Origin of the sequence: Rubripirellula obstinata (assembly GCF_001642955.1) — a bacterium.
Classification (GTDB): Bacteria; Planctomycetota; Planctomycetia; order Pirellulales; family Pirellulaceae; genus Rubripirellula; species Rubripirellula obstinata.
Genome location: NZ_LWSK01000002.1, coordinates 38,189 through 63,069, shown reverse-complemented (window position 1 = coordinate 63,069; position 24,881 = coordinate 38,189). Strand labels below are relative to the sequence as shown.

General features: G+C 54.9%; 1 protein-coding gene. It reads left to right on the top strand.

What is annotated here, in order from left to right; genetic code table 11:
- Window positions 1–16 precede the first annotated feature (16 nt).
- Entirely contained in the window at window positions 17–24,844 is a 24,828-nt protein-coding gene (locus tag RC85_RS01125) for a right-handed parallel beta-helix repeat-containing protein (protein ID WP_068258039.1), read from the top strand.
- The last annotated feature ends 37 nt before the right edge of the window (window positions 24,845–24,881 follow it).

Sequence of the window (24,881 nt, the reverse complement as noted above, 5' to 3'; positions counted from 1 at the left end):
ATCCAGAGCCAATCAAATGACATCTCGCGAGAAAGACGAGCGACGGCGAAAAAAGCGAACCAAAAGCAAGCGTCAGCAACGGCGGAGACGCGTTTTCGCGGAACTGCTGGAACCGCGAATGATGCTAGCCGGCGAAGTCGTGCCGGAGCGTCCCTTGCTGATCATTCCCGATGCGCCCTTGAGCGGTCCGGTGGCAGGTGCCGAAGACACATGGCTATCGACTGTCGGAATTGCGCCTGAGAAACTCGAACTTGATCCAGTCTCGCTGACGTACGCACCCCTGATCGATTCCTTGGATGAAGCTGGATTCACGCTAGGTGAAGATCTGATCGCGGCTCCGTTTGATTGGCGACTGGCAATTGCTCCAACAGATCCCAGTACGTCGTACGATGGTCAGCTTGATGCATTGACTTCCGCGTCTATCTTGGACCGAGAATTCAATCACGCTGTTGACTACCTCGGACATTGGTTGCATGAATCCTCGGATGCATGGTTGCAGAAAACAGGTGCTCGGCCGACTACGGTGGATATCGTTGGTCATGGAGTGGGGGCGATCATGGTTCGCGCCTACGTGCAAAGTAGTGCTTACCAGGCCACGACAGCAGAAGGATGGAATTTACCAGCGGTGAACGACTTAACGTTGATTGGTGCGCCAAATCGGGGAATCGTTTCGGCGTTGAATCAACTTCAGAATGACTTTGCAACGGAACTGACCAGCGACGCGACACCTCGGATCATCACCGCCGCGACTCTCGATGCCGCCTATGGGCAACTGCAAAACGGTTCAACGATTCTCACACCCGGCGGCGAAATACTGAGCAGTGAGAACTTGTCCGAGTCGGACTTCATCGGCCGCTACTATCCTGGGCTCATTGATGTTTTGCCCACGTTTGATTACGTCGGCGCTCAAGACGGCGCAATTGGTCAGCAATCCAGCAGCCTGCTGCTGGATTTGAATGACGGTTTGGATGTCGACTACACGCTACAGCAGTGGATCGCGGCGGGATCAGAAACGATCGTAGTCTCAGGTATGGCGCGCGACGCAAATCGATTTGCAGATCCGAGTCTGATCAGCGGCGATGTGTCGGTTGTTGCTGGCATCGACCAGGCAACCGCCACCAGCGTCCAACCACGTGTTGGCAGCGCGGCCGGCACGTTAATTTTTCCCTTTACGGAGCAGACGCCGCGAGCTCCCCTCGCCGGGGAAGCTTGGTCAGAGCAAGTCGTTGCTGGCGGCGCCAGTTTGCCCGGTGATGGATTGGTGACACGTTCATCATCTTTGGGGCAATTTGCCGGCGACCCTGACCCGCAGCTCAAAACCATCGAAATCTCGGGGTCAATCGGCGATTCGACGCGACTTGGAATCGTTGCCGATCCGCTGGTCTTAAGGACGGTACTGAGGAATTCTGGTGTTGATCCCAGTTCGGTCGATTCGTCTAGTTCACTGCAGCGAACGACAGCTCAAGCAGCGGTTGCCTCGGCAAAGTTAGGCATCTTGCAACTCGATCGTTTGACAGAGCTTTCGTCGGTTTCAACCAGCGATGTGGATGACCTGCAGACAGGTCTTTCGCAAGTCTCCACGCTAGTGACAGACGTCCCCGCTGCGATCTCAGACGCTGCAATCAAGTTGGACCGCGAGACTGAATTGCCCGTCAACGATTTGGCCGATAGTACCGGTAGTTTCTTCTCGGAAATCTCCGCGCAAGTCGCCCCGTATTTCACAAGTCTCGCGAATCAATTCGACGCGATCAGTGCTGCAATTGGCGGCGCCTCCGATTCCGCAGAAATCGCAGCGGTCATCGAATCCCAACTGCAATCCGCTGATGTCACGCGGCTGAATGTTGTTGGTGGCGTTGTCGATCTTCATTCTTTGTCTTTGGCGGAGGTTGTGGGGACGCAACCTGACTTGCAGCAAGATCCGCAGCGAGAATTGATTTGGCGGATCGATCGAACGACCGAAACGGCGATTAGCTTGCCGCTGGCTTTGGGACAGCAACTTGGTATTTCTGGGTTGACGATCGACGGACAGATCGCTGCCAACGTGGTGATCGACGTCGATGTTGAATTTGGATTGCATCTTGACGAAGGTGTGGGTGACGAGCGGTTTTTCTTCCGAATTGCAAAGCTGGATGGATCGGTCGTCGGTCAGTCGGATGATCTGTCCGCTGATTTAAATATTGGCCCGCTTGGATCAACCATATCCAATGGTGTGATCGACATCGACTCCGGTTTTAACGTCAGGCTGAGTGACGAGAGTGATGACCGTCGATTACGAGGGTTTTCATTGATTGATCTTCAGACACCGCCAAGTGATCTAATGGAAGTCACACCCGAAGTGTCGATCGATGCCGCTTTGCCAGCCAGCGTAGCACTTGGCTCCTTTAGTCAGAACGGATCTCTGAATATTGAAACCATCGATGGCCTACCTAGTGGAACTCTGTCGGGACTGGATGAGCTTTCGGGATTTAGCGAATTCGACATTGAGTCGATCGTGGACTCATTCGTTTCGATTGATAGCGTGCTGTTAGGCCTTTCTGATTCGCCGGTTCTGGATGTTGGCGTGCCGTTTGTTGACGCAACCGTTGGCGATGTGGCAGAGACAGGATTCAATCTCGGCACGCAACTTCGTGACAATGAGGGCAACGCGACAGTTGGAACGGTGCAAGAATTAGCACAGGAGTTGGCGTCTGTGCTGGGCGTTGACCCCTCGGCAATCGTGCTGGACTTTGATCCAGTTCTCCGCAACCTATCAATCAGCGTCGCAGCGAGTCAAACCGCTAGCCCCAAGCTCATTGACTTTGCCGATGACTTCAAGGAGGGTTCGCTAGAACTAAGTACAAACGAACGTCTCAGTCTTACCACCACGATTGACACCGGATTCGATTTCATCTTGGATGCCAGCCCGCTGTCAGCCACGATCCAGGCCATCGGTAGCCCCCTAACGGATGTTACCTTCACCGAGGTTCCTGAATTCCAATTATCGGTCGGTCCGGTCGTGCCGGTCACGGTGACGCTTGCTGCCAACCCCAAAGCGTCGATTGATGACTGGGTCATTGACCTGCAAGCTGGATTGGACGCGGCTGGACTTGGCGATTCCGTCATGGCGGGTCGCAACGCCAATGTCCTGACATTAACTTCCGCCGATGGCGAAGGCGGTTTTTTGGTGATCTCGGCGACCGAAGAAAACCCGCTGGGATTCCCGACCAGCCAAGCTGAAATTGATTCGGTAATCGATCACGCCTCTATCCAGAATGTCAGTCTTGACGTCGGTGTCATGATCAGCGGCGATGTCGATGCAATCGCGTCAATGGGAATGGCCAGTGTCGATGGCAACTTAGATGCTAACGGACAGATTGACGTCGGGGTTCTTTTCGGCAGCGGAAATCAGTTTGCAATCTCTGACTTCGCAGCCGTTGACTTGACCGATCTGTCACCGACATCCGACATCTCGCGGCAATGGACCGGCCAGGGCAATCTTGAGGTGTCCGAGTTGGCGTCCCGTGGCGGCTTCGACTTTGCGTTACCTGACCCTGCGACACTGGCCGCCGCCGTTGTTCCAATCGGACTTGAATTGACGGGGCTATCGGAATCTAACCCATCTGGCACGACCACCATCATTCAGGATCCGGGGGCGACCGGAAATCTGACCGCATTCCAGAATTTCGAGTTCGATGATTTTGTGTCGACGCTCCAGTCTCTGGCGAACGGGCTGGTCGCAATCGGCAGCGATCCGATTCAGGGGACAGCGATTCCCATCATTGGAATCCCAGCAGGGGAGCTATTGGACCTGGGCGAAGACATCAAAAACTTGGTTGTAAAGCTTAGTGACGAGGGTCAAGGAAGCGAGCGATTGGAAGACCTGCAAACGAGAATCATGGAGTCTTTTTCTCAGCTTGGAATCAATACCGACGCACTGAGCCTCGATGTACACGGTCAGGATATCTTGCTCACCGCCCAGTGGAATCGAACCGACACTCGGCAGGTCGATTTTGATTTGGATTTACAAAGCTTGGGTTTGCCGCCTGGCACGCTGCTGGGCAACCACGGCCAGGATCAACTAGATGTCGCTGCCGGGGCGACATTTGATTTGAAGTTTGGAATCGAGTTGTCACCCAGCGAAGACCCCGTCACTTACCTACGCGGCGACAGCGAATTGGTTCTAAGCGCCGAAGTCTTCGTCGACGACTTGGACATTGACGTTACAGCTCAAAATGTGTTGCCTCTCTCGATCCGTGGCGGCCATTTGATTCTGGACGCCGATGGCATTGACGATGCCGGGGATGGATCCGCCGACCAACAGCCGGCTAGCTATTCCATTGCCGTGGGATCGCGGGATGCAAGCGACGATACGGTCAAATACTATTTGGACGAAACCGGTGGCACACCGACGATTGACGCGTTGGACGTGATGACCGTTGGCGGGATGTCGTTTGACCTACCGGTCTTCTTTTCGGATGGCTCGACTCCCTTTGCCGACGGGCTGGGAGGTCCATCAAGCCTAACGGGCAACATTGAGAGTCTTGAAGAATGGCTGCTTGGCAATAGCGGGCCGTTTACCGGAAGTTCCGGCGACAATGTCGAAGTCACTTCACCCAACTTCGCATCGGCTGCCGGTGACCTGCAATTGGAGGATTCCTATCGATTGTTGGCCGATGGAATCGAAGCCTTTTTTCCGGGATTGGCTTCCACCGTCGACGATTTCTTTCAAACGCCTCTGCCCTTGCTCGGCAGTACGCTTGCCGATTCTGCCGACTTCAATTTTGTAGAGAGCTTTCTGCCGACACTGGTATCACAATTGCGTGGGGAAATCGCTTCTGCCACGCCGACGAAGGCCTCGATCACAAGCGCGATCCAAACTGCTTTACAAAGCGTGTTGCCGTCCAGCGCTGTCACGCTGGACACGACTTCGCCAACCGATGAGTTCTTCGTCACGATCGAAATCGGAACATCGCTTCCAACTCGGTCGGTTCCCATCGGGGACAACTTGGGGCCAAAGGCGTTGAACATCCAAGTTGATGGTGACATCGATGTTGATTTTGCATGGTCGATCAACTTGGGTTTGGGGATTTCAACGACCGACGGCTTCTTCGTCCAAGTCGATCCGGCTAAGGAGATGCTTAGCATTGAGGTCGACGCGGGCTTTGCGCCGGATACGCAGTTGCCAGGCTCGATCGGTTTTCTGCAAATGGACTTTTTCGATTTGGGAACCGAGCTGGATGCCGAACTATTGATCGATTTGACGCCTAGGATCGGAACGACCCGAATCAGCCATGCGCAATTGGTTGATGGAGATCTTAGCGATGTGTTAAGTGCGTCTTTTGACGGTGATGCCAACGTCGATATGCAGGCGAAATTAAGCACCTCGTTTCTCGGCGGTGTCCTGCCCTATCTGGCGACCGACCTGGATTTTGCGTGGACGCTGACGACCTCGGTATCTCGGCTAGACCACGTCAGGTTTACCAATGCACAGATTCACATGGGTGATCTGTTCGGTCAACTAGGTGACAAGTTTTTTGAAACAATCGATGACGTGGTCAAGCCGTTTAAGCCTTTGATTCGAGTGCTTGATCGGCGTGTGCCAGTCCTATCAGACATCGACGAAATTCGGTACGCATTGGATTTCGACTCGGACGGAAAGGTCACGCTGCTTGACATCGCGAAACGGACGAGTCATTTCAATCCGGGATTCTTCACCGGCTTGGACTTCATCATCAAGTTGCAAAAGCAAATCAAGACAATCACGACGGCCGCAGAGACCGTTTCCTATGCATCGCTGCTGATTCCCGTCCCAGACATCAACTTTCCGACAGAAATCTTTCAAAGTGCTGAGTCCTTGGCGGCTTATGAGTTGCCCAGCTTTGAGCCATTTGATCCCAATGTGATATCGGATCCCGAAGTGCGGAAGGCGACGTTCGCGTTTGCAACCAGCCAAGTGGCCCCGGAAGGCAATCATTTTAGTTTTCCATTCTTCAATGATCCAGCGAGCCTTTTTGGCTTGGTCCTGGGACGCAATGTGCCACTTCTGCAACTTGATCTGGCACCGCTAAGCATAGGTGTTGGGTTGCCAGCCCTTCGCATGCCGATTTTGCCGCCGTTGTACGGACGGCTTGGTGGGCGATTAGCGGCCAGTGCGGATTTGGCGTTTGGCTACGACACCTATGGCATCCAACAGTTTGCCGATGCTGGCTACCATCCAACAAAAGTCAATTTGCTGAGTAATGGATTGTTCGCGTACGACCGGATTGATATCTACGGCCAGCCAAGTATTGACCCGAAAGACCAAGACATTGATGAGCTATCGCTTTCGGCGACGATTCAAATCGATGCGCTGCTTGACGCGGGGCTGGCGAGCGTCTTTGGCGGAGGCTTCGTCAAAGGCGAACTTGGCTTCAACCTAGCCGACATCGACGGCGACGGTGCCGTCCGATTTGATGAAATGAACAGCGGGTGCTTTGTCGAACCGAGCGGGAAGTTGAGCGTCGGTTTGAAGGCGGGATTCAAAATCAAAATGCCGTTTGGAATTCCGGATATCAAACGTAGCAAGACGCTTGCCAAAGCGACGTTGCTTGATATCAGCGGATCGTGCTCGCCGGGGGAAGTCAGTCATTTGGCCAGCCTCAGCGACGGCGAATTGATCCTCAATCTCAAGCCCGACCGCGACGACGAAATGCATGTTTCCATCGACAAGCGAAAGGTTGCGGTGGAGGTCATCAACGAGGAGGGTGAGAATGACGTTGTCGTCGAAGAACAACCCGTCTATCGGGTTTGGCGAAAAAACAACTTCCAGGACTTTGATTTTGCGGACGTCACTCGTATCTCTGGAGTCGCGGGAACCGGCCACGACACGATCTACATTGATGCCGATGTCAATGTCCCGGTACAGCTTGATGGCGGCGAAGGGAATGACGTTCTGGTCGGTGGAAGCGGTGTCAATCATTTGACCGGGGGCGATGGAAATGATGAGCTTCACGGTGGTCCACTGGCAGACACTTTGATCGGAATGTCAGGGAATGATTTGATCATCGCAAACGCGGGAAATGACCTGATCTATGCCGGTGGTGGTGACGATCTCGTATCGGGGCAAGACGGTGATGACGTGATTCATGGTGAAGGCGGTGCCGATGAAATCTATGGCGATGCCGGCGATGACAACATCGATGGCAACGACGGCGACGACACGATCTATGGAGGCGCTGGCAATGATTCGCTGCGTGGTTTGTTAGGGTCCGACATTCTGGTTGGTGGACCAGGTAATGATTGGATGGAAGGTCATGCTGCAAACACCTCAGTTGCCGACGATGATGCACCGGATTTTCTGTACGGGGATGCGTCGCCGGGCGAAGATTCGGTCACGGTCATCGGCGGCAATGACTCGCTCTTTGGCGGTGGCGGTAACGATCAGCTTTACGGGGGAACCGGAAATGATGATCTAGACGGCGGCACCGGCAATGACCAACTACGGGGCGGCGATGGAGACGACCAACTGTTAGGCCGTGATGGCGATGATTCTGCTTGGGGAGATGGCGGTGATGACTATGTGATCGGTGCCGATGGGAATGACTTTCTCTACGGAGGTCGCGGCAACGATACGCTGGTCGGTTTTGCAGGACTCGACACGATACGCGGTGATGCTGGGGACGATCTTCTTTTCGGATACAACACGATCGGAATCGTTGACGACGACGTGACCGACATTTTGATGGGTGGATCCGGCGATGACGTGCTACGCGGGCAAGGTGGCGACGATATCCTTCGCGGCGACAGCGGTGCAGACCGTTTGATTGGCGGCGATGGCGACGATTCGCTGGACGGTGGCTCTGGAAACGACAGTCTGAGCGGCAACGATGGAAACGATACCGCTCGCGGAGGCGGTGGGACGGACGAGGTTCGAGGTCACGATGGTGACGACGTTCTCTACGGCGGTTCTGGTAGAGATTTGATCGAAGGCGGATCGGGCAGCGACACGATTTTTGGCGGTCTTGGCATTGATCGCCTTTATGGTCACGCGATCGATGACTCCGATGACGATCTGGCGTCCGACGTCATCTACGGCGATCAAGGTATTAGCCATCCGCTTGGCGAGGTGACAACCTTTGTGTTTGGCCATCGCGACATCATTCTTGGTCAAGGCGGTGACGACCAGTTGTTCGGCGAACAGGGGCGTGACGATCTGTTCGGTGATGTTGGTGATGACACGCTGGACGGAGGCGATGACGAGGATTTGGTCGAGGGCGGCCAGGGTAATGACACGGCAACCGGCGGCGGTGGAGACGATGAGGTCTTCGGTGGCACTGGCGATGACATTCTCAGTGGGGGCACCGGGAACGATCGCGTGTTTGGCGGACTCGGTGATGACAACATCACTGGGATCGCGGGGGCCAACATACTGCTTGGTGAATCCGGCAATGATACGATCGTAGGCGGTACCGGCAACGATCAGATCGATGGCGGTGCTGGCGAAGATGACCTGTCCGGTGGCGAGGGTGACGACTTATTGTTGGCTGGTACGGGGATCGTCAATGTGCTTCGCGGCGGCGGCGGCAATGACCATTTGGTGGGTAGCGATTGGGGTGCGGATGACCCTGACTTGCTGGATAACGTTTACTTTGGCGATCAGCTGTTCGGTGATTCCGGCGATGACCGCATCGAAGGCCGCGGTGGAGCAGACATTGTAGACGGCGGCGAAGGCGATGACTGGATCGACGGTGGTGCGGCTGGTGATTACCTGATGGGCGGACCCGACAACGATACGATCTATGGTGGGGTCGGAGATGATTTGATCGAAGGCAATCTGGGCAACGACAACCTTTATGGTGAAGCCGATGCTGATACGATTTCTGGTGGTGACGGCGCGGACTTTATTGATGGTGGGGGCGACGCCGATCAGCTGACTGGTAACCAGGGAGATGATAACATTCTTGGTGGCGGCGGTGTGGGTGACGTGATCCTCGGTGGCGAAGGTGCGGATCGGCTGGAAGGCAGTGACGACGGTGCTGACATCATCGACGGGGGTGCGGGCGACGATTGGCTGCAAGGTCACGGTGGCAACGATACGTTGATCGCGGGTGCGGGAGACGATCGTGTTGAAGGCGGTCTGGGCGACGATCTAATCGAAGGCGGCGCGGGCAGCGACATTCTGATTGGCGGCGTGCATCACGATGTGATTCATGGTCACTCTGCTGACGGTGTGGGTGATGACAATGCCGTCGATTACTTGTACGGTGACGCGGGCGACACGACGATCAATGTGGCCATGGGACGCGACCAATTATTCGGTGGTGGCGGCAGCGATTTGTTGTTCGGTGAAGACGATGATGATTTCATCGATCCCGGAACCGGTGCGGCCAATCGCGTCGACTATGGCATGGGCGAAGCCGTCGATCCAGCAGCGTTTGTCGCTCCCGCAGTTACACCGCCACCAGGAGTTCAGCCCACCGCGCAGGCGGCAAGAACGTTCGCGACGCTGCCGACTGGCCCCGTCCAAGCGGGAGGCTGGCGTCAACTTGGACCATCGGCCGTCGGTGCCGGTATCAGCGGTCGCAGTGCAGAAAACGCGACCCCGTCCATCGCGATTGACTCGGCAGGCAGGCATGTCGTCGCTTGGTCAGACAACCGCAACGGCAACTCGGAAATCTACGTCGCACGCTACGAAAATGATGCGTGGAACGAACTTGATGGCAGCGCATCGGCTGGCGGAATTAGTGCCTCGCTCACACCATCGTCCAGTCCCCAACTGATCGATTCGGCGGGTCAGCCGGTCGTGGCATGGTTGGAAGGCGAAGTTGGCAGCGCGGACGTGAAACTGGCCACTTTTGATTCCGCGACCAGCCAGTGGTTACCGCTGGACGATTCGATGATGTCCGGTGGGATTAGCAACTCAGCGAACGTCGTTGAACTCGTCGCTCGGCAGTCAACCGCCGGTCCGGTCGTCGCGTGGGTCTCGCAAACCGGGGCGACACGAGAAATTCATGTTCGCGTTTTCGATGGGACGGATTGGCAGGCATTGGGCACGCCGGTGGCCGCAAACGGAAATGCGATCGCCGAACTGGGAATGACGACCGACGGTGAGACGGCGATTGTATGGACCGACGAATCCGGCGATTCGCGAGACGTTTATGGTCGGCAGTTGGTTGCCGGTGCTTGGCAAGCTGTCGCCGCTTCCGATTCTGGATCGGGGATCAGCGACACGCTTGGCGATGTCGCGTCACCAACGATCGCTTGGCATGATGGCGTTCCCTTTGTCGCTTGGCAACAAATTGATCAAACCGAAATCGGATCACGAACGTCGATCGTCGTCAAACAGTTAGATGATTCGCAGTGGGTTCCAACCACCGTCAACACCGTCGCAACAAATGTTGATAACGGTTTTGCACTCTCGCGCCAGCCCCAGTTCACGCAGGGCAGCGAACTCGATTTGATCTGGATCGAAACGCTGGACGAATCCGGCGATGCGAAATCCGACACAATTTATCGCATGCGTTTGATCGACGGTGAATTTAGCGAACCGCTGGTTGGAGCAAGTGATGCGGCACAAACCGGCGTGCTGCCAAGAACGCAAAGCCTTGGCACACACATCAGCGACTTTGCGGTTGCCAATGATGCGTTGGGCAACCCGGCGATCGCCTGGACCGCTCAGTCAGTACAGTCGGCAACATCGGGTGAATTGCCGGCGATCTATCTTCGTAGCGAAGGCACGACACCGACCAATCAGTACCGCGTCACTGGCAACGCAGCGCTCGAATCGTTGCTCGATAGCGGCACGCTGGTTGCTGGCGATTCCATTCTTCTATCACCCGGAAACTACGCCAATGGCATCAATCTGGACGCGACGGTAACAAACCTGACGATCGAGTCCGAGCCGGCCACGCTGATTCGAGGTCCTATCACGATCACCGGCGCGACGGATGTTTCGCTGCAGGGTTTTGATGCCCGAACCATTAGCATCGCCAGCGGGACGAACATCACGATCCGTGATTCGCAGTTCGACCAGTTGTTACTCTCCGGTGGAACCGGGCATCGAATCACTGGAAACCAAATCGACTCTGGCGACATCGCTGTCGATGTTCAAGCGGACACGCAAGCGACCATCGAGTTCAATGAAATCGACGGTGATGTCGGTGTCCACATTGGTGTGGTCGCAACCATCGATCTGCTGAGCAACCAGATCGTGGGCAGAACGGCAGGGATTCACGTGTCCGCCGACAACGCGGGCTTGATTGCGGGTAACGATCTGCAAAGTGAGAACATTGCGGTTCTCTATCAAGCCAACGCGAATGTTTCTGGAAACGTTGTCCACTCCTCGCCAGTCGGTGTCCAAGTCGGACCGGCGATTGGTGGCGGCAGCTTGACCTTTGGCGGCGTTGCTGGATCAACGGCCAACACCATCCGCGGCAACACGATCGGTGTGGACGTTCGCGACCAAGTCGTGGGGCAGCGCGTGATTGCCAACGACGTTGGCGTGACCGGCAGCGGGCAACTTGGTGATGACGACTGGCAACGGCCCAACCGCATCGAGCGAAACGCAACCGGTTCGCTGGTGACCGGAACAGTGCAGTACAACCACTTTGTCGACAACGGCACCGCGATCCAAATATTCGACAGGCAACTGGTGGCCCACAACACGGTCGCCAGTCTGCGTGGCGATGATTCTGCAATCGGCATTCACTCATCCGATGCAACCGGCAGTCGTATTTTTCAGAACACCGTCGTGATGGATGCGGGAGTCGCGATTCAGATCGACAACGATTCCAGGGAAATCGAACTTCGCAGCAACATCTTGGCATCGGAAACGTCCACGGTGATCCATGTCGCCGACGACAGCCAATCCGGCTTCGCCAGCGACTACAACGTCCTGCACACGGGGCCAAGTGGCACGCTAGTCCATTACAGCTTGGACTTTGACGACATTTTGGACTGGCAAGAGGATGTCGCGCGGTTTGATTTGCACTCACACGGCACGACGCGGGTCAATCCCGACGGGGCAAGGCCTCGATTTGAAAGTCTCGCGCAAGGCGATTTCTCGCTCGCACCGATATTGGCGAGACTTTCGTTGTCGTCGCCAGCCATCGATGCTGGTCACACCAGCGCGGACTTGGCGGTTCCCGGTGGGGACGCGGCGAACTTGTTGTCGAACGTCGATTTCGCCAGTTCGCTGACCGACTGGTCCAGCAATGCGGAAGCGTCGACCGGCGGCGATGCCACATCATCGTTTGTTGGCGAGAACCATTTTGTCGCTGGCAGTTCGCCTTTGGCGTTCTTGGAACAAGAGATTGATTTGGTCGCAGCCGGTTATACGACTGCGGAGTTGGACTCGTTGGATTTGCGAGCCGTGTTTGGTGGGCGGGTTCGACACGCTGAAATCGATTTGCTTGGTTTCAGTCGCGTCACGCTGACGCCGCTTGACGCTAGCGATCAGCCGCTGGGTTCCCCCGTGATTGTCAACGCGACCAGGGAAGCCGACGAGCGATGGGAATTGGTCGCCGGCGAGACCGATCTGCCAATTGGCACGCGAAGCCTGCGCTTCCGCTATGAGGGATCGCGGTTAGCGAGCACGGGAACAAACCCGTCGTTGTTTGACAATGCGTTTGTGCGCCTGGTTGCCGACACCAAGGCCGCTGACGCAGGTGCGTATGGGTTGACCCACCACGATGCGGATACCAGCGGCGTCCGACCGACGATCAACCTGCGGTCGCCCGATCTGTATACCGATTGGAGTCGCGAACTGCCTCGCGACATTTTGTGGGATTCCTACGGCAATACCGACGACAACCCTGTCAGAATTGTCTTGCTGCAAGACACCGCCGACGGGCCAGTGATTCATCGCACGATCACAGAAACCACCGCCGATGATGGCAGCTTCACTTGGATCCCGGCCACATCGAATGTCGATTTCGGAACGGAAGGTTTACGGATCGAAATTCAGATCGCGGGCCAACCACAGGTGATGGATCGGGCGGTGGAGACCTTTACCGTGCCACTGGACACCAACACCTATTACGTCAATGACGATTCGTTGACGGATGATCAATACGCGACCGCCGTGGGCGACAATCGCAATACGGGAAAAACAGCCAGTGACCCCAAACCCAATCCGAACAACGTGCTGCGAATCTATTCGCTGGGTTCTGACCAAACGCTGTACACCGACGTAGGGTCTTACCCACTGTTTGATCCGACGGTCATCTCCAACAACTCCGTTGACGGCGATGACGAAGGGTTCACTTGGACCGGTCCCGTAGGACAGGTTGCAAGTCTGTATCACGTTCACCCCGACACCGTCGCGGCACTGGTCGAATTGAACGACGCGGATTTGGTCACGGTCCGGAATTTGACGCTCAGCGATGCCGAGCGGGGCATCTACGTCCATTCGGGTAGCACACGTTTCACGGGCGAAGATCTGATTTTGTCAGGTCACGATTTGGACGGAATCACGATCGTCGATAACTCAGAAGACACAGTGCTGCGAAATCTGACCGTCACGGACAATGGTCGATACGGCGTTTATGTCAATTCGGCGATCGCCGAAATCTCCGGCAGCGTCATCACTAGCAACGTTCGTCGTGGCATCTATGCCACGGATCAAGAAGGCTTATTGATTGCCAACAACACGGTGGATGACCACTTGGACTACGGCATCTACTTGGAAGCGATCGCGGGCGAGCCGTCGATCATTTCCGGCAACACGGTTAGCGGCACCGACACGGGCATCTACGCGAGAGCCTTTGCTGGCAGTGCCGAAGTTCGTGGCAACCACGTGTTTGGCAATCGCGTCGACGGCATCGAAGGCATCGACAATGTTCTGATCATTCAAAACGCATCTCACGACAACATCGGCCGGGGGATTTACACACGACGTGGTGCCGACGCGATCGAGAATGTGGTGTTTACCAATGCAATTGGTATCGAAGCGTTTCGGGGATTGCCGTCAGACACAAACTACAACCGCGTCTACGATAACTTGTCCATCGGTATTTTGACCTATCACGACAACGATGTGATCGGCAACGTCGTCTATAGCAATCCGATCGGCATCGATGTCGATTCGCCACAAAGTACTGAATTCTCCGGAATCATCGGCGGAAATATTGTTTATGGAAACGATTCGATTGCCGTTGATGTCGAATTTGGATCGAACTTCCGTCTACAAGGCAACACGATTCATCAGGCCGATGGGACTGCCGTTCGCATCGATACAAATACAAGAGGTGCAAACCTGTCCGACAACATTTTGTGGCTGCAAAATTCCGTCGGTTTCTCGATCGCCAGCAATAGTCAGGCAGGATTGCAAAGTGATTTCAACCTGTTCCATCTGACTGGCATGAGTTCCGTTGGCCAATGGCAGAGCATCGGTCGCCCAAGTTTGCTGAACTGGCAAAACGCGACAGTTACCGACCAGGACAGCACCACGCAAAACCCACTGTTCGTTGATCCGCTGGGGGCCGACGGTACCTTGGGTTATGTGGATGCGACCAATGATGGACGCGACGACGATTTCCATTTGCAAAGCACCGAAGGTCGTTTCACTGGCTCGTTGGCTCCCGTTTTCGAGGCGGCGACCGGGCAAGTCGTCTTTTTGAGTTCCGTCGAAGTGACCGATATGGTTCAGTCACCAGCGATCGATCGCGGCGACGCGGCTTCGCTGCTGACCAATGAACCGACACCGAGCGGTGGGTTCGTGAACTTGGGTGCGTTTGGAAATACGACGCATGCATCAAAAAGTCCCGCGCAGTACGTGTTGGTGACACAGCCCGACGGTGGCGAAGCCTGGCCAGCGGGCCAAACTTTCTCGCTGGACTGGCGAACCGAATCAACCGGAACCGGAACGGTTTCGTTGGAAATAGTTCGCGATAGTGATCCAGGATTTACTCACACAATCGCCGCTTCGACACCCAACGATGGGCAGTTCGATTGGGTCGTTGATGCGACGGTTCCCGAAGGCGATGACTTTCGGCTGAAAGTCACGCGTATCGACTTCCCAACAATCACCGACACAAGCAATAGTGCATTCGAGATCTCAGCGGAGACAAACACGTACTACGTCAACGACGGTTCCACAGCGAATGACGAATACACCAGCGCAGCTGGATCGGAATCCAACACGGGTTTGTCTCCGGCGTCACCGATGGCGTCGATTCAGTCGATCTTAGCAGCGTATGATCTGGGACCAGGTGACACGATCTTGGTCGACACCGGCATCTACAACTTAGCAAGCAATATCGTTATCACCGCGGATGATGCCGGAGTGCGAATTCTGGGCGCCGTAGAGGCCGAAAATGAAACCCTTCTAGACCGCGGCAACATGGCAAGCGGAAGTTACACGATTCTGCTTCAGGACGCAGACAATGTTGTTTTGGAAAGTCTTTCCGTCACCGGCGGCTATCAAGGAATCGTGTCTGGATCGTCCGATAGTGACAACGTCACCATCCTGAATAGTCGAGTCTTTGGAAACGCTCGCGAACAGATTCGATTTGCGGGCACCAACGACAATCTCACAGTGATGAACAGTGAAGTGTATGGCACGCTGACCACGTCAACGACCTACGACGGCATCTCCGCATCGGGCGAGAACACGACTTTGGTCGGAAACGAAGTCTACCGATCTCGGTATGGCATCAACATCGATGACAACGGCGCGATCGTTTCCGACGCGACGATTTCGGGCAACGTCACACACGGCAACACGTATGGTATTCGTGTGACAGGATTCCGAGGCGAGATCGTCATTGCCGATAATGTTTCGCATGGAAACGTCGAGGGGATCTATGCGTTTGGCGGCACGACCGCGGGATCCAGCATGGTTGTCGAAAACAATCACGTCTACAACAACAGCAATGACGGGATCGTCGCGGCGCGAGGCACCGTCAGAAACAACACTGTTTGGGCGAATGCTGACAACGGAATTTTTCTCAGCGGGTTTTCAACGGTTGAGTCCGTGGCGGAGAACAATACGGCATTCGACAACACCAACGGAATCTTGTCTCGCGCGGATACGATCCTGAGGGGAAACACAGCCTACAACAATTCCAATGCGGGCATTTTTGGAAGTGAAGACGCAATCGTGGTTGGCAACACAGCCTATACAAACGGGGTCGGAATCACTGGCGCCCGCCAGTTTGGAAACGACTTCGAGGGCCAACTGACGAACAATATTGCCTACGACAACTTGAACTATGGAATCGTGGTTGATTACGGCCTGGGGACTCTGGTCAGCAACAACACCGTCTACCAACCGATCGGGATTGGAATTCAAGTTCGTGACTCATCTTCCGGTGTGAAGCTTCGCAACAACATCATCCAGACGAATTCCGATGCAGCAATCGAAGTCACCAGTGACAGTCAAAACGGTTTTGCGTCCAACTACAATCTGATCTACACACCCGGTGCGGGCACGCTGGGTAAATGGGGTGCGACCGAGTACGATCGCCGAGCGGATTGGTTTTATGATCTTGGACTGGATGCCAACACTCTGGCGGGCGAGTCCGCTGAATTTGATCCGCAATTTGTGGACCTGGACGGTGCGGACGGAGTTCTAGGGTTCGACTTGGCAGCCTCCATTCTGATCGACGATGGCGATGCTGGTTTCACCACGACGGGAACCTGGAACGTCAACACGACCGGCGGATTCAACGGCGATGTTCTGGACATCACGACATCCGATGAAAAACTGGCGACTTGGACGTTCGACAACTTGGTTTCAGGAGCGATCTATTCAGTCGCGGTGACCTGGCGAACCAATCAAAACGGCACTACGAACGGAAGCAATACAACGGCAGCCGTTTACGAAGTCATTGGCGGCGACGATGTTCTGGCATCCAAGAGCTTCAACCAATGGTACATGCCCAATGACTTTTCCACCGATGGCGTTTGGTGGGAAGTGCTCGGCGCGGCAACCGTTCCCACGTCGGAAACCTCGGTGACGGTCGAATTGACCGAGCACGATGGAAACAGGCTGGTCGCCGATGCCGTTCGCTTAGTACGAATCGACGATGGGGGCACAGCGCTGGATGATGATTTCCGTATTCAATCGGGTTCGCCCGCGATTGACCTTGGTTCCCTCGATGATTCGTTTGAAAATGAAGTCGGATCTAACGGCGGACGCATCAATGTGGGCGCGTACGGAAATACCGCCGACGCGGCCAGCAGTTCGCCCGAAGTGATTCAGGTCCTTGCCCCCAACGGATTAGAAAAGTTCCAAGTCGGGCAAGAGATCGAGATCAATTGGCATCAACATGGAGCATTTAGCGAAGCACCGCAAAGTGCTCATCGGTTGTACGTCGACAGCCTCAGTCCGGTCGCATCTTGGCAACTAGATGAATTGGCTGGTGCGACCGTGGCGTTAGACGCGGTGGGAGATCGCGATGGAACCTTCTTTGGTGATCCGACGCTGGGGGCCGATGGAGTTTTTCAAGGCGACTCTGGTAGTTCGATGCGATTCGATGGCGTCGACGACTACGTTGAAATTGCCGACGACGGCACGCTGGACCTGACGCATAACATGTCGTTCTCGTTTTGGATGTACGCCGAGCAGCCGTCCCCAATCCACCAGCAATTCCCGCTGATTTCTAAGGATGCTACGGGGACCAGCTCAGCAACTTATTCCATGACGCTGGATGGCTACGGCCGTTTGCGGATGCAGACACGCGAAGGATCGACGACGCGCAGCGTTCAGACGGCCAGTAACGCGTACGCACCAGGTCAATGGCATCACATCGCAGGCGTGATCGATCGCGATGCGGGCGTGATGACGATCTATGTCGATGGAGTGCAGGTAGTCAGTGGTGAAGTCTCGACCACCGTCGACGCGGTCAGTCAGACGAGTCCACTGCGAATTGGGCGATCTGGGGGATTCAGTCCCAGATACTTTACTGGTCGGATCGACGAACTTGCGGTTTTCGACCACGCGATCACGCCGCGCGATGTGAACGCGTTGACACGGCCGCTCGCCGCGAACGTGACATTGGAATTGGTCAGCGGCGGCAACCCGGCGGGCACGGTGCAGACCATCGTTTCTGACACTCAGCTACTGGGGGGCTATTACGACTGGACGATTCCAGAGAGTGTCCCTGCGGACCAGGAGTATTTGATTCGCGTCACCGCTGAAGGTGCTCTGGGCGATCCGTCGGATCTGTCTGGCGGGCCGTTCTTGATTGCCAATTCGGGTGGCAACTATTACGTGAACGACTCGGACTTGACTGGCGACCAATACACGACCGCAGCGGGTGACAATTCCAACACGGGAAAATCGCCCGATTCGCCGCTCGCAAGTCTGGGAACTCTGTTGGCAGCGTATGAACTTGGCCCTGGCGACACTGTTTACGTGGATACGGGCGTCTACGAACTGGAATCCAACATCGTCATCACCGCGAATGATTCGGGTGTACGAATCGTCGGAGCGACTGGCGATGGACACGAAACGGTGCTCGATCGCGGCAATACAGCAGTCGGTGCCTACACGATCCTTTTGGATAATGCAGACGATGTGACTTTAGAAAGTCTATCAATCACCGGTGGGCGGTACGGCGTGATTGGCGGCAGCACAGACAGTGACAATGTCACGATTTTGAACAGCCGGATCTATGACAACACTCGCGACCAGATTCGTTTTGCAGCGACGAACGATTTCCTGACGATCCAGGACAACGTGATCTTTGGCGTGGACACGAACTCGACTCGATACCACGGTATCTCGGTATTCGGAAATGATGTGTCGATCATCGGTAACACGATTTACCGTCATCAATCCGGCGTGAATACGTTCCAAAGCAGCGTACAAGTCAGCAATCTAACCATTTCCGGTAACACGCTCTACGACAATCGAGGCTCCGGGATTGATGCACCGACTGTGTACGGTACTTCGTCGATTGACAACAACTTGGTCTATGGAAGTTATACGGGCATCCAGGCATCAGCCCCCCCACCTACGTCTTCATCCGCGACGTTAGTCATCCACAATAACCAAGTCCACGGTAATCGGGACGGAATTGTCTCAAATAACGCGACAGTTCGAGACAACACGGCCTGGTCCAATCAGGACTCCGGTATCGTCCTGCATGGGACAACGGTCGCTGAAGACAACGTTGTGTTCGACAACACGGACGGGATCCTGGCCATTCACGACAGCATTGCTCGCGGAAATGTTGCCTATGACAATTCTGGCGCTGGTGTTTACGCTGTCAACAATGCGACCGCCGTTGGCAACACGGTGTACTCCAACAACATTGGTGTTCGAGGCGGCCACACGTTCTACAGCGCGACTTACGATGGAGAGATTTCAGGCAATATCGCCTACGCCAATATGACGGTGGGAATCTCGGTCGAGCGAGGTTCAACAGTCTTGGTCAATAACAATACTGTTTATCAACCAAGCGGACTGGGAGTCGCGGTTTCAGACGCGTCACTGAATGTGGAGCTTCGCGGCAACATCATTCAAACCGGTGCTGACGCGGCTATCGAAGTCACCAGCAACAGCCAACACGGATTCAAGTCGAATTTCAATTTGATCTACACCCCCGGTGCTGCGATCTTGGGACGCTGGGGATCGACGGACTTTGACCAGCACGGCGATTGGTACTACCAACTAGGGCTTGATGGAGACAGTTTGGCAGGCGAGACGATCGCGTTTGATCCGCAGTTCATCGATATCGATGGCGACGATCAGATTCTGGGATTTGCCGGGGATGTCAACGGCGGCGCGGATGATGATTTCCGTCTACAAACCACCTCGCCAGCCATTGATCGTGGCTATCGCGAAGATCCGTTTGCGAACGAGCCAGGTGACAATGGCGGACGTATCAACATTGGAGCTTACGGAAATAGCGAGCAAGCTGCCAGCAGTGATGCCGAAATCGTTCAGGTCTATACGCCGAACGGATATGAGAAATACGAAGTCGGACAAGAAATCGAAATCGGCTGGCATCAGTACGGCGAATTCAACGAAACGTATCAAGACGCCTATCGTCTTTACATCGACAGCTTGAATCCGGTCGCGGCGTGGCGGTTTGATGAAGTTGTTGGCGAGACGACTTTCGTGGACCAATTCGGTGATCGGGATGGAACGACATTGGGTGATCCAATCCTGGAAGCCAACGGCGCGTTTACGAATTCAGTCGGACGCTCGATTTCGCTGGACGGCGATGGCGACGAAATTCAATTTGCTGACGATGGCACGTTGGACTTAACGCACAATCTGTCATTCGCGTTCTGGATGAATCCGGACCAGTTGCCGGTCAACTACTGGCAAAGCAACAAACTCCTGCAAAAGGGCGGGTCTCATATATCATCCGCAACGTATGCGGTTTCGCTGACGCACTATGGCGAAATTCTGCTTAGCACCCGAACCCCATCGTCGAACGATTCGGTGCGAACTGCTCGTGATATGATCCAAGCGGGTCGCTGGCATCATGTTGCCGGAGCCATCGATCGCGATTCCGGACGCATGGTGATTTACATTGACGGAGCCCAGCAAGCCATTGGCGATATCCAGCCGGGCGTCGATGCCGTCAGTTCCACCGATCCGCTGACGATCAGCGAACTGGGGTCAAGTCAGTATGCAAGATACAAAGGACGCATTGATGAACTGGCGCTGTTCGACTATCCAATCACCGATCGAGACGCCGACTCACTGGCAAATCCCCGAGCCGCGAATCTGACGCTGGAACTGGTCAATGCGGACACGCTCGCAACGGTCGAAACAATTGTTGACAACACGCAGTTGCTGGGACGATCGATGGACTGGACGATTCCAGAAACGGTGCCAACGGATCAAAACTACTTGATTCGTGCAACGGCCACGGACGCTGCTACAACGGTTTCGGATCTTTCGGACCAGCCGTTCCGTATCTCGCATTCTGGCGATGAGTACTACGTGAACTTGGCCGGCGATGGTGATCTGTCTGACAACGAATACACGACGGCGGCTGGCGACAATGCGAATTCAGGAAAGTCGCCCGACGCGCCGATGGCCGACTTGGCCGCACTGTTAAGAGAGTATGACCTTGACGCTGGCGACACGGTATACGTCGATACTGGCGAGTATCCGCTGTATCGCAATCTGGAGATTACGGACAACGATAGCGGTGTCCGCATCGTGGGTGCGACCGGAGCAGACAATGCAACGATCTTGAATCGCGGCAATACGGATGTGCGGGCGTACGGCCTGTATTTCTTGGGTGCCGACGACGTGACGATTGATTCACTGGAGATCACCGGCGGCTATCGCGGTATCCAAGGAGCCAGTGACAGTGACAACATTCATATTCTGAACTCGCGGGTCTACCGTAACGCCCACGAAGAAATCGTCATTGGTTCTGATAGTGACAACTGGGTGATCGACGGCGTTGAAATCTTTGACATCGACGATACCTCTGACGATGGGTTGGTGATCTACGGCAATGGCACACTGGTTCAAAACAGCAGTTTTCATGATGTAAGCGATGGCATCTCGTTCACGGGTGTTGGTGCGACCATCCGCGACAATGAAGTGTTTGAAAATGCCAATCGCGGGATCTATTTCAACGGTCAGTCCGGCGATAGCTTGAACATCGACAACAACCGCGTTTTTGCAAACCAGACTGGTATCGAGGTGTACGACACGGGAACTGGCTCAGCCGTTCAGGTGTTCGGCAACGAAGTCTTTGACAATAGCGTCAATGGAATTGATGCCACACGACAGGTCCGCGTTTTTGACAACCATGTTCACGATAACGTGGGAATTGGTGTTTGGGTTAAGAGCGAGGCAATCGCTGAGCGAAACGTGGTTCATGCCAATGCAACCGGAATTCAATTAGGTAGATCCAGCAACAGCATTTTTGCCACTGCAACGGCGATGGATAATCGCGTCTTTGGCAACTCCGCCGTTGGTATTTATGCCTACTACAGCAGTGACGTGCTGAACAATTACGTCTACTCCAATTCGATCGGGATCCAAACCAATCGCAGCAGTTCGTCTGCCAGCTATTACTATCAAGGCGACATTGCAAACAACGTCGTCTACGCCAATACGAATCAAGGCATCTTGGTTCACTATGGACGCAGCGGGGCCGACATCGTCAACAACACGGTGTTCCAAAGCGTTGGCGAAGCTGTCCGTATCGAAAACATTTCGTCCAATGTCCAGGTGGCTAACAATATTCTGTGGGTAGATTCGGGGCACGATTTATACGTGGCTGATAACAGCCAAACGGGTTTGATCAGTCGACACAACCTATTTCACACTGGCGTTGCCGCCAATGCGTTTGTGGGGCACTGGGGAGGCGAAGATCACAGCGGTCTGTCTGACTGGCAAACCGCATCTGGCTTAGACACGACCAGTTTGGAAGGCGAACCGCTGTTCATCGATCGCGATGGTGCAGACAATCTGCTTGGGTTTGATTCAACCAACGGAATCGATGGTGGACTGGATGACAACTTCACCCTCCGAAAGAACTCGCCGGCGATCGACGCTGCGTTTAGCGCGACCGCGTTGCCGGCCGATATCGCGGGCTCACCGCGTCTGGATGACCCCAGCACGATCAACCAAGGGAGGACCGGCTATGTGCAACAAGCGGTCGCGAATACCGCTTACCCACCCGGTGCCAGCGAAGTCGCACAGAACTGGCGATCCGGCTTGTTTCGGTGGGACTATGCATTGCCGTTTGACTTCACCTTTTATGGCGAGCTGTATTCAAATGTCACGGTTACGTCTAATGGACTGCTGCAGTTTGGATCATCCAATGGGGCAACCAACACGCCGAACACGCCGTATGACTTTTTGCAGTATCCACGAATTGCGCCGCTGTGGGACAACTTGATCAACACGGGCAGATCCGGGGACAACATTTTCGTCGATGAATCTCAGACCGATCAAGTGACGATTCGCTGGGATGGATCCAATGCGGTTGACAATAGTGATGTGAATTTTGCGGTGACGTTGTTCGCGTCTGGCGACATTGAATTCCATTACGGCGATGGCAATACAACCTTGACACCCACCGTCGGCATTTCCGCAGGCAACGGACGCACGCATCATCTAGCCGTGCACGACGGTCAGGCGACGCTGACGAATGCCACATCGATCCGACTTGAGTCCGTCCAAGGCTTCGTCGACATCGGTGCTTACGAATTCCGTGGTGACTCCGATGATTCTCTGGCACCGACCATTGTCGGCTCAGGTCCGCTTGGTGTGGATGAAGAAACGCTGATTGAAATTACCGATTCGATTCGTATCGATTTCAGCGAAGAGATCAATCAGGTCGACGCGGAGGCACCGGCGGCTTACGAGCTTCGTAGCAGCGGAGCAAACGGAGTCTTTGATGACGGTGACGACCAGATTATTTCTTTGCTACCCGAATTCGAGTTTGGTGGTACCTCAGTCACCTTGAATCTCGTGGAAGGAGATTTGCCCGCTGGTGACTACCGTTTGACGCTGTTCAGTAATTCTTCGGCCAGCCAGCACGACACCGCCGGAATTCGGCTCGACGGTGACAATAACGGCACGGAAGGCGGCAACTACGTTCGCGAGTTCGTTGTGCTACCTGTAAATACAGATCCCACCGTCGATGGTCCTGTTAACGCTGCGGTGAACGAGGATGAACCACCGAGCGCGGTGGATCTGTTGGCAGGTGCGACCGATGTCGATCCGTTTAGTGTGCTTAGTGTCGCGTCACTCACACGAACCGAAGGTGATGCATCGGGTGTGGTTGTTTCTGGGAACACATTGCAAATCGATCCATCGGCCTACCTATATTTGGCATTGGGTGAGGCCGAAGTGATCCACTACAGCTATGACGTGACCGATGGACGCGGCGGTGTGGTACCGCAAACCGCTTCGATTACGATCACGGGTGTGGCGGGTGAGCCGACGCGAGATTACGGCGACGCTCCGTTGCCGTATCCAGGTTCGGCAAGTCACCCAGATGCCGGGCCGCGACTGGGCAATACGCGTGATCTGGAACCAGGAATACAGCGAAGTAATGTTGCTGATGGAGATAGTGGGGATGAAGATGGTGTGCTGTTCGGACGGATTGTGGCTGGATCTAGCGCTGGCATCAATATCGACGTTCAAAACCTGGCAGCGACTGAAAACGCTCTGGTTAACGCATGGATTGACTTCAACCAAGACGGCGATTGGGACGACGTGGGCGAACACATTCTGGCCAACGCTCCTGTGATCGGCGGACTACAAACACTCAACTACACCGTGCCATCGGATGCCACCGACGGTGTCACGTTCGCCCGGGTGCGAGTGAGTTCCCAAGGAAATCTTATCCCATCGGGTGCTGCCGCCGATGGCGAAGTCGAAGACTATGCAGTTACCGTTGGGGAACAAGACACCGCTCCCGTTGCCATAATTGACAACATTGATCCAACGAGCCGGTCGGAAATAACGACCGTCGAAGTGCAGTTTAACTCACTCGTTGACCAAGTTCTGAGTAGCGACTTCGTCCTGGAAAACAAAACGACCGGCGAATTTGTAACCGGCATCGCGGTGTCTTTCCTGCAGGATACCGCCAACGACAGAACGATTGCGACCTTAACTTTCACCGGTGGCAACAGCGTGATCGGAAGCATCACGGACCCAGTTCCGCCAACGCTAGCCAACGGGGTGTACCAGCTTCGCTATCGCCCGAATGATCCAAGTGAAAATGATTCAGAAGTTGCGATCGACGACTTCTTCCGTAAGTACGGCGATGATGACGGCAGCGATGTTGTGGGGCTGATTGACTTCGCGGCTTTCCGAGCTACTTTTGGCTTGGAATACGACGCCAACGACCTGGATAACGGTTTCAACAGCGGACTGGACGCCAACCGCGATGGAACGATCGGGCTATCCGACTTTGCAGCGTTCCGGGCTGGGTTTGGTCAGTAGCCAGTGGTCAGTAGCCAGGGGTCAGTAGCCAGGGTTG

Bases quoted from the DNA above. Each gene is read 5' to 3' on its own strand.
- RC85_RS01125 (WP_068258039.1), top strand. From the start codon at position 17: ATGACATCTCGCGAGAAAGACGAGCGACGGCGAAAAAAGCGAACCAAA.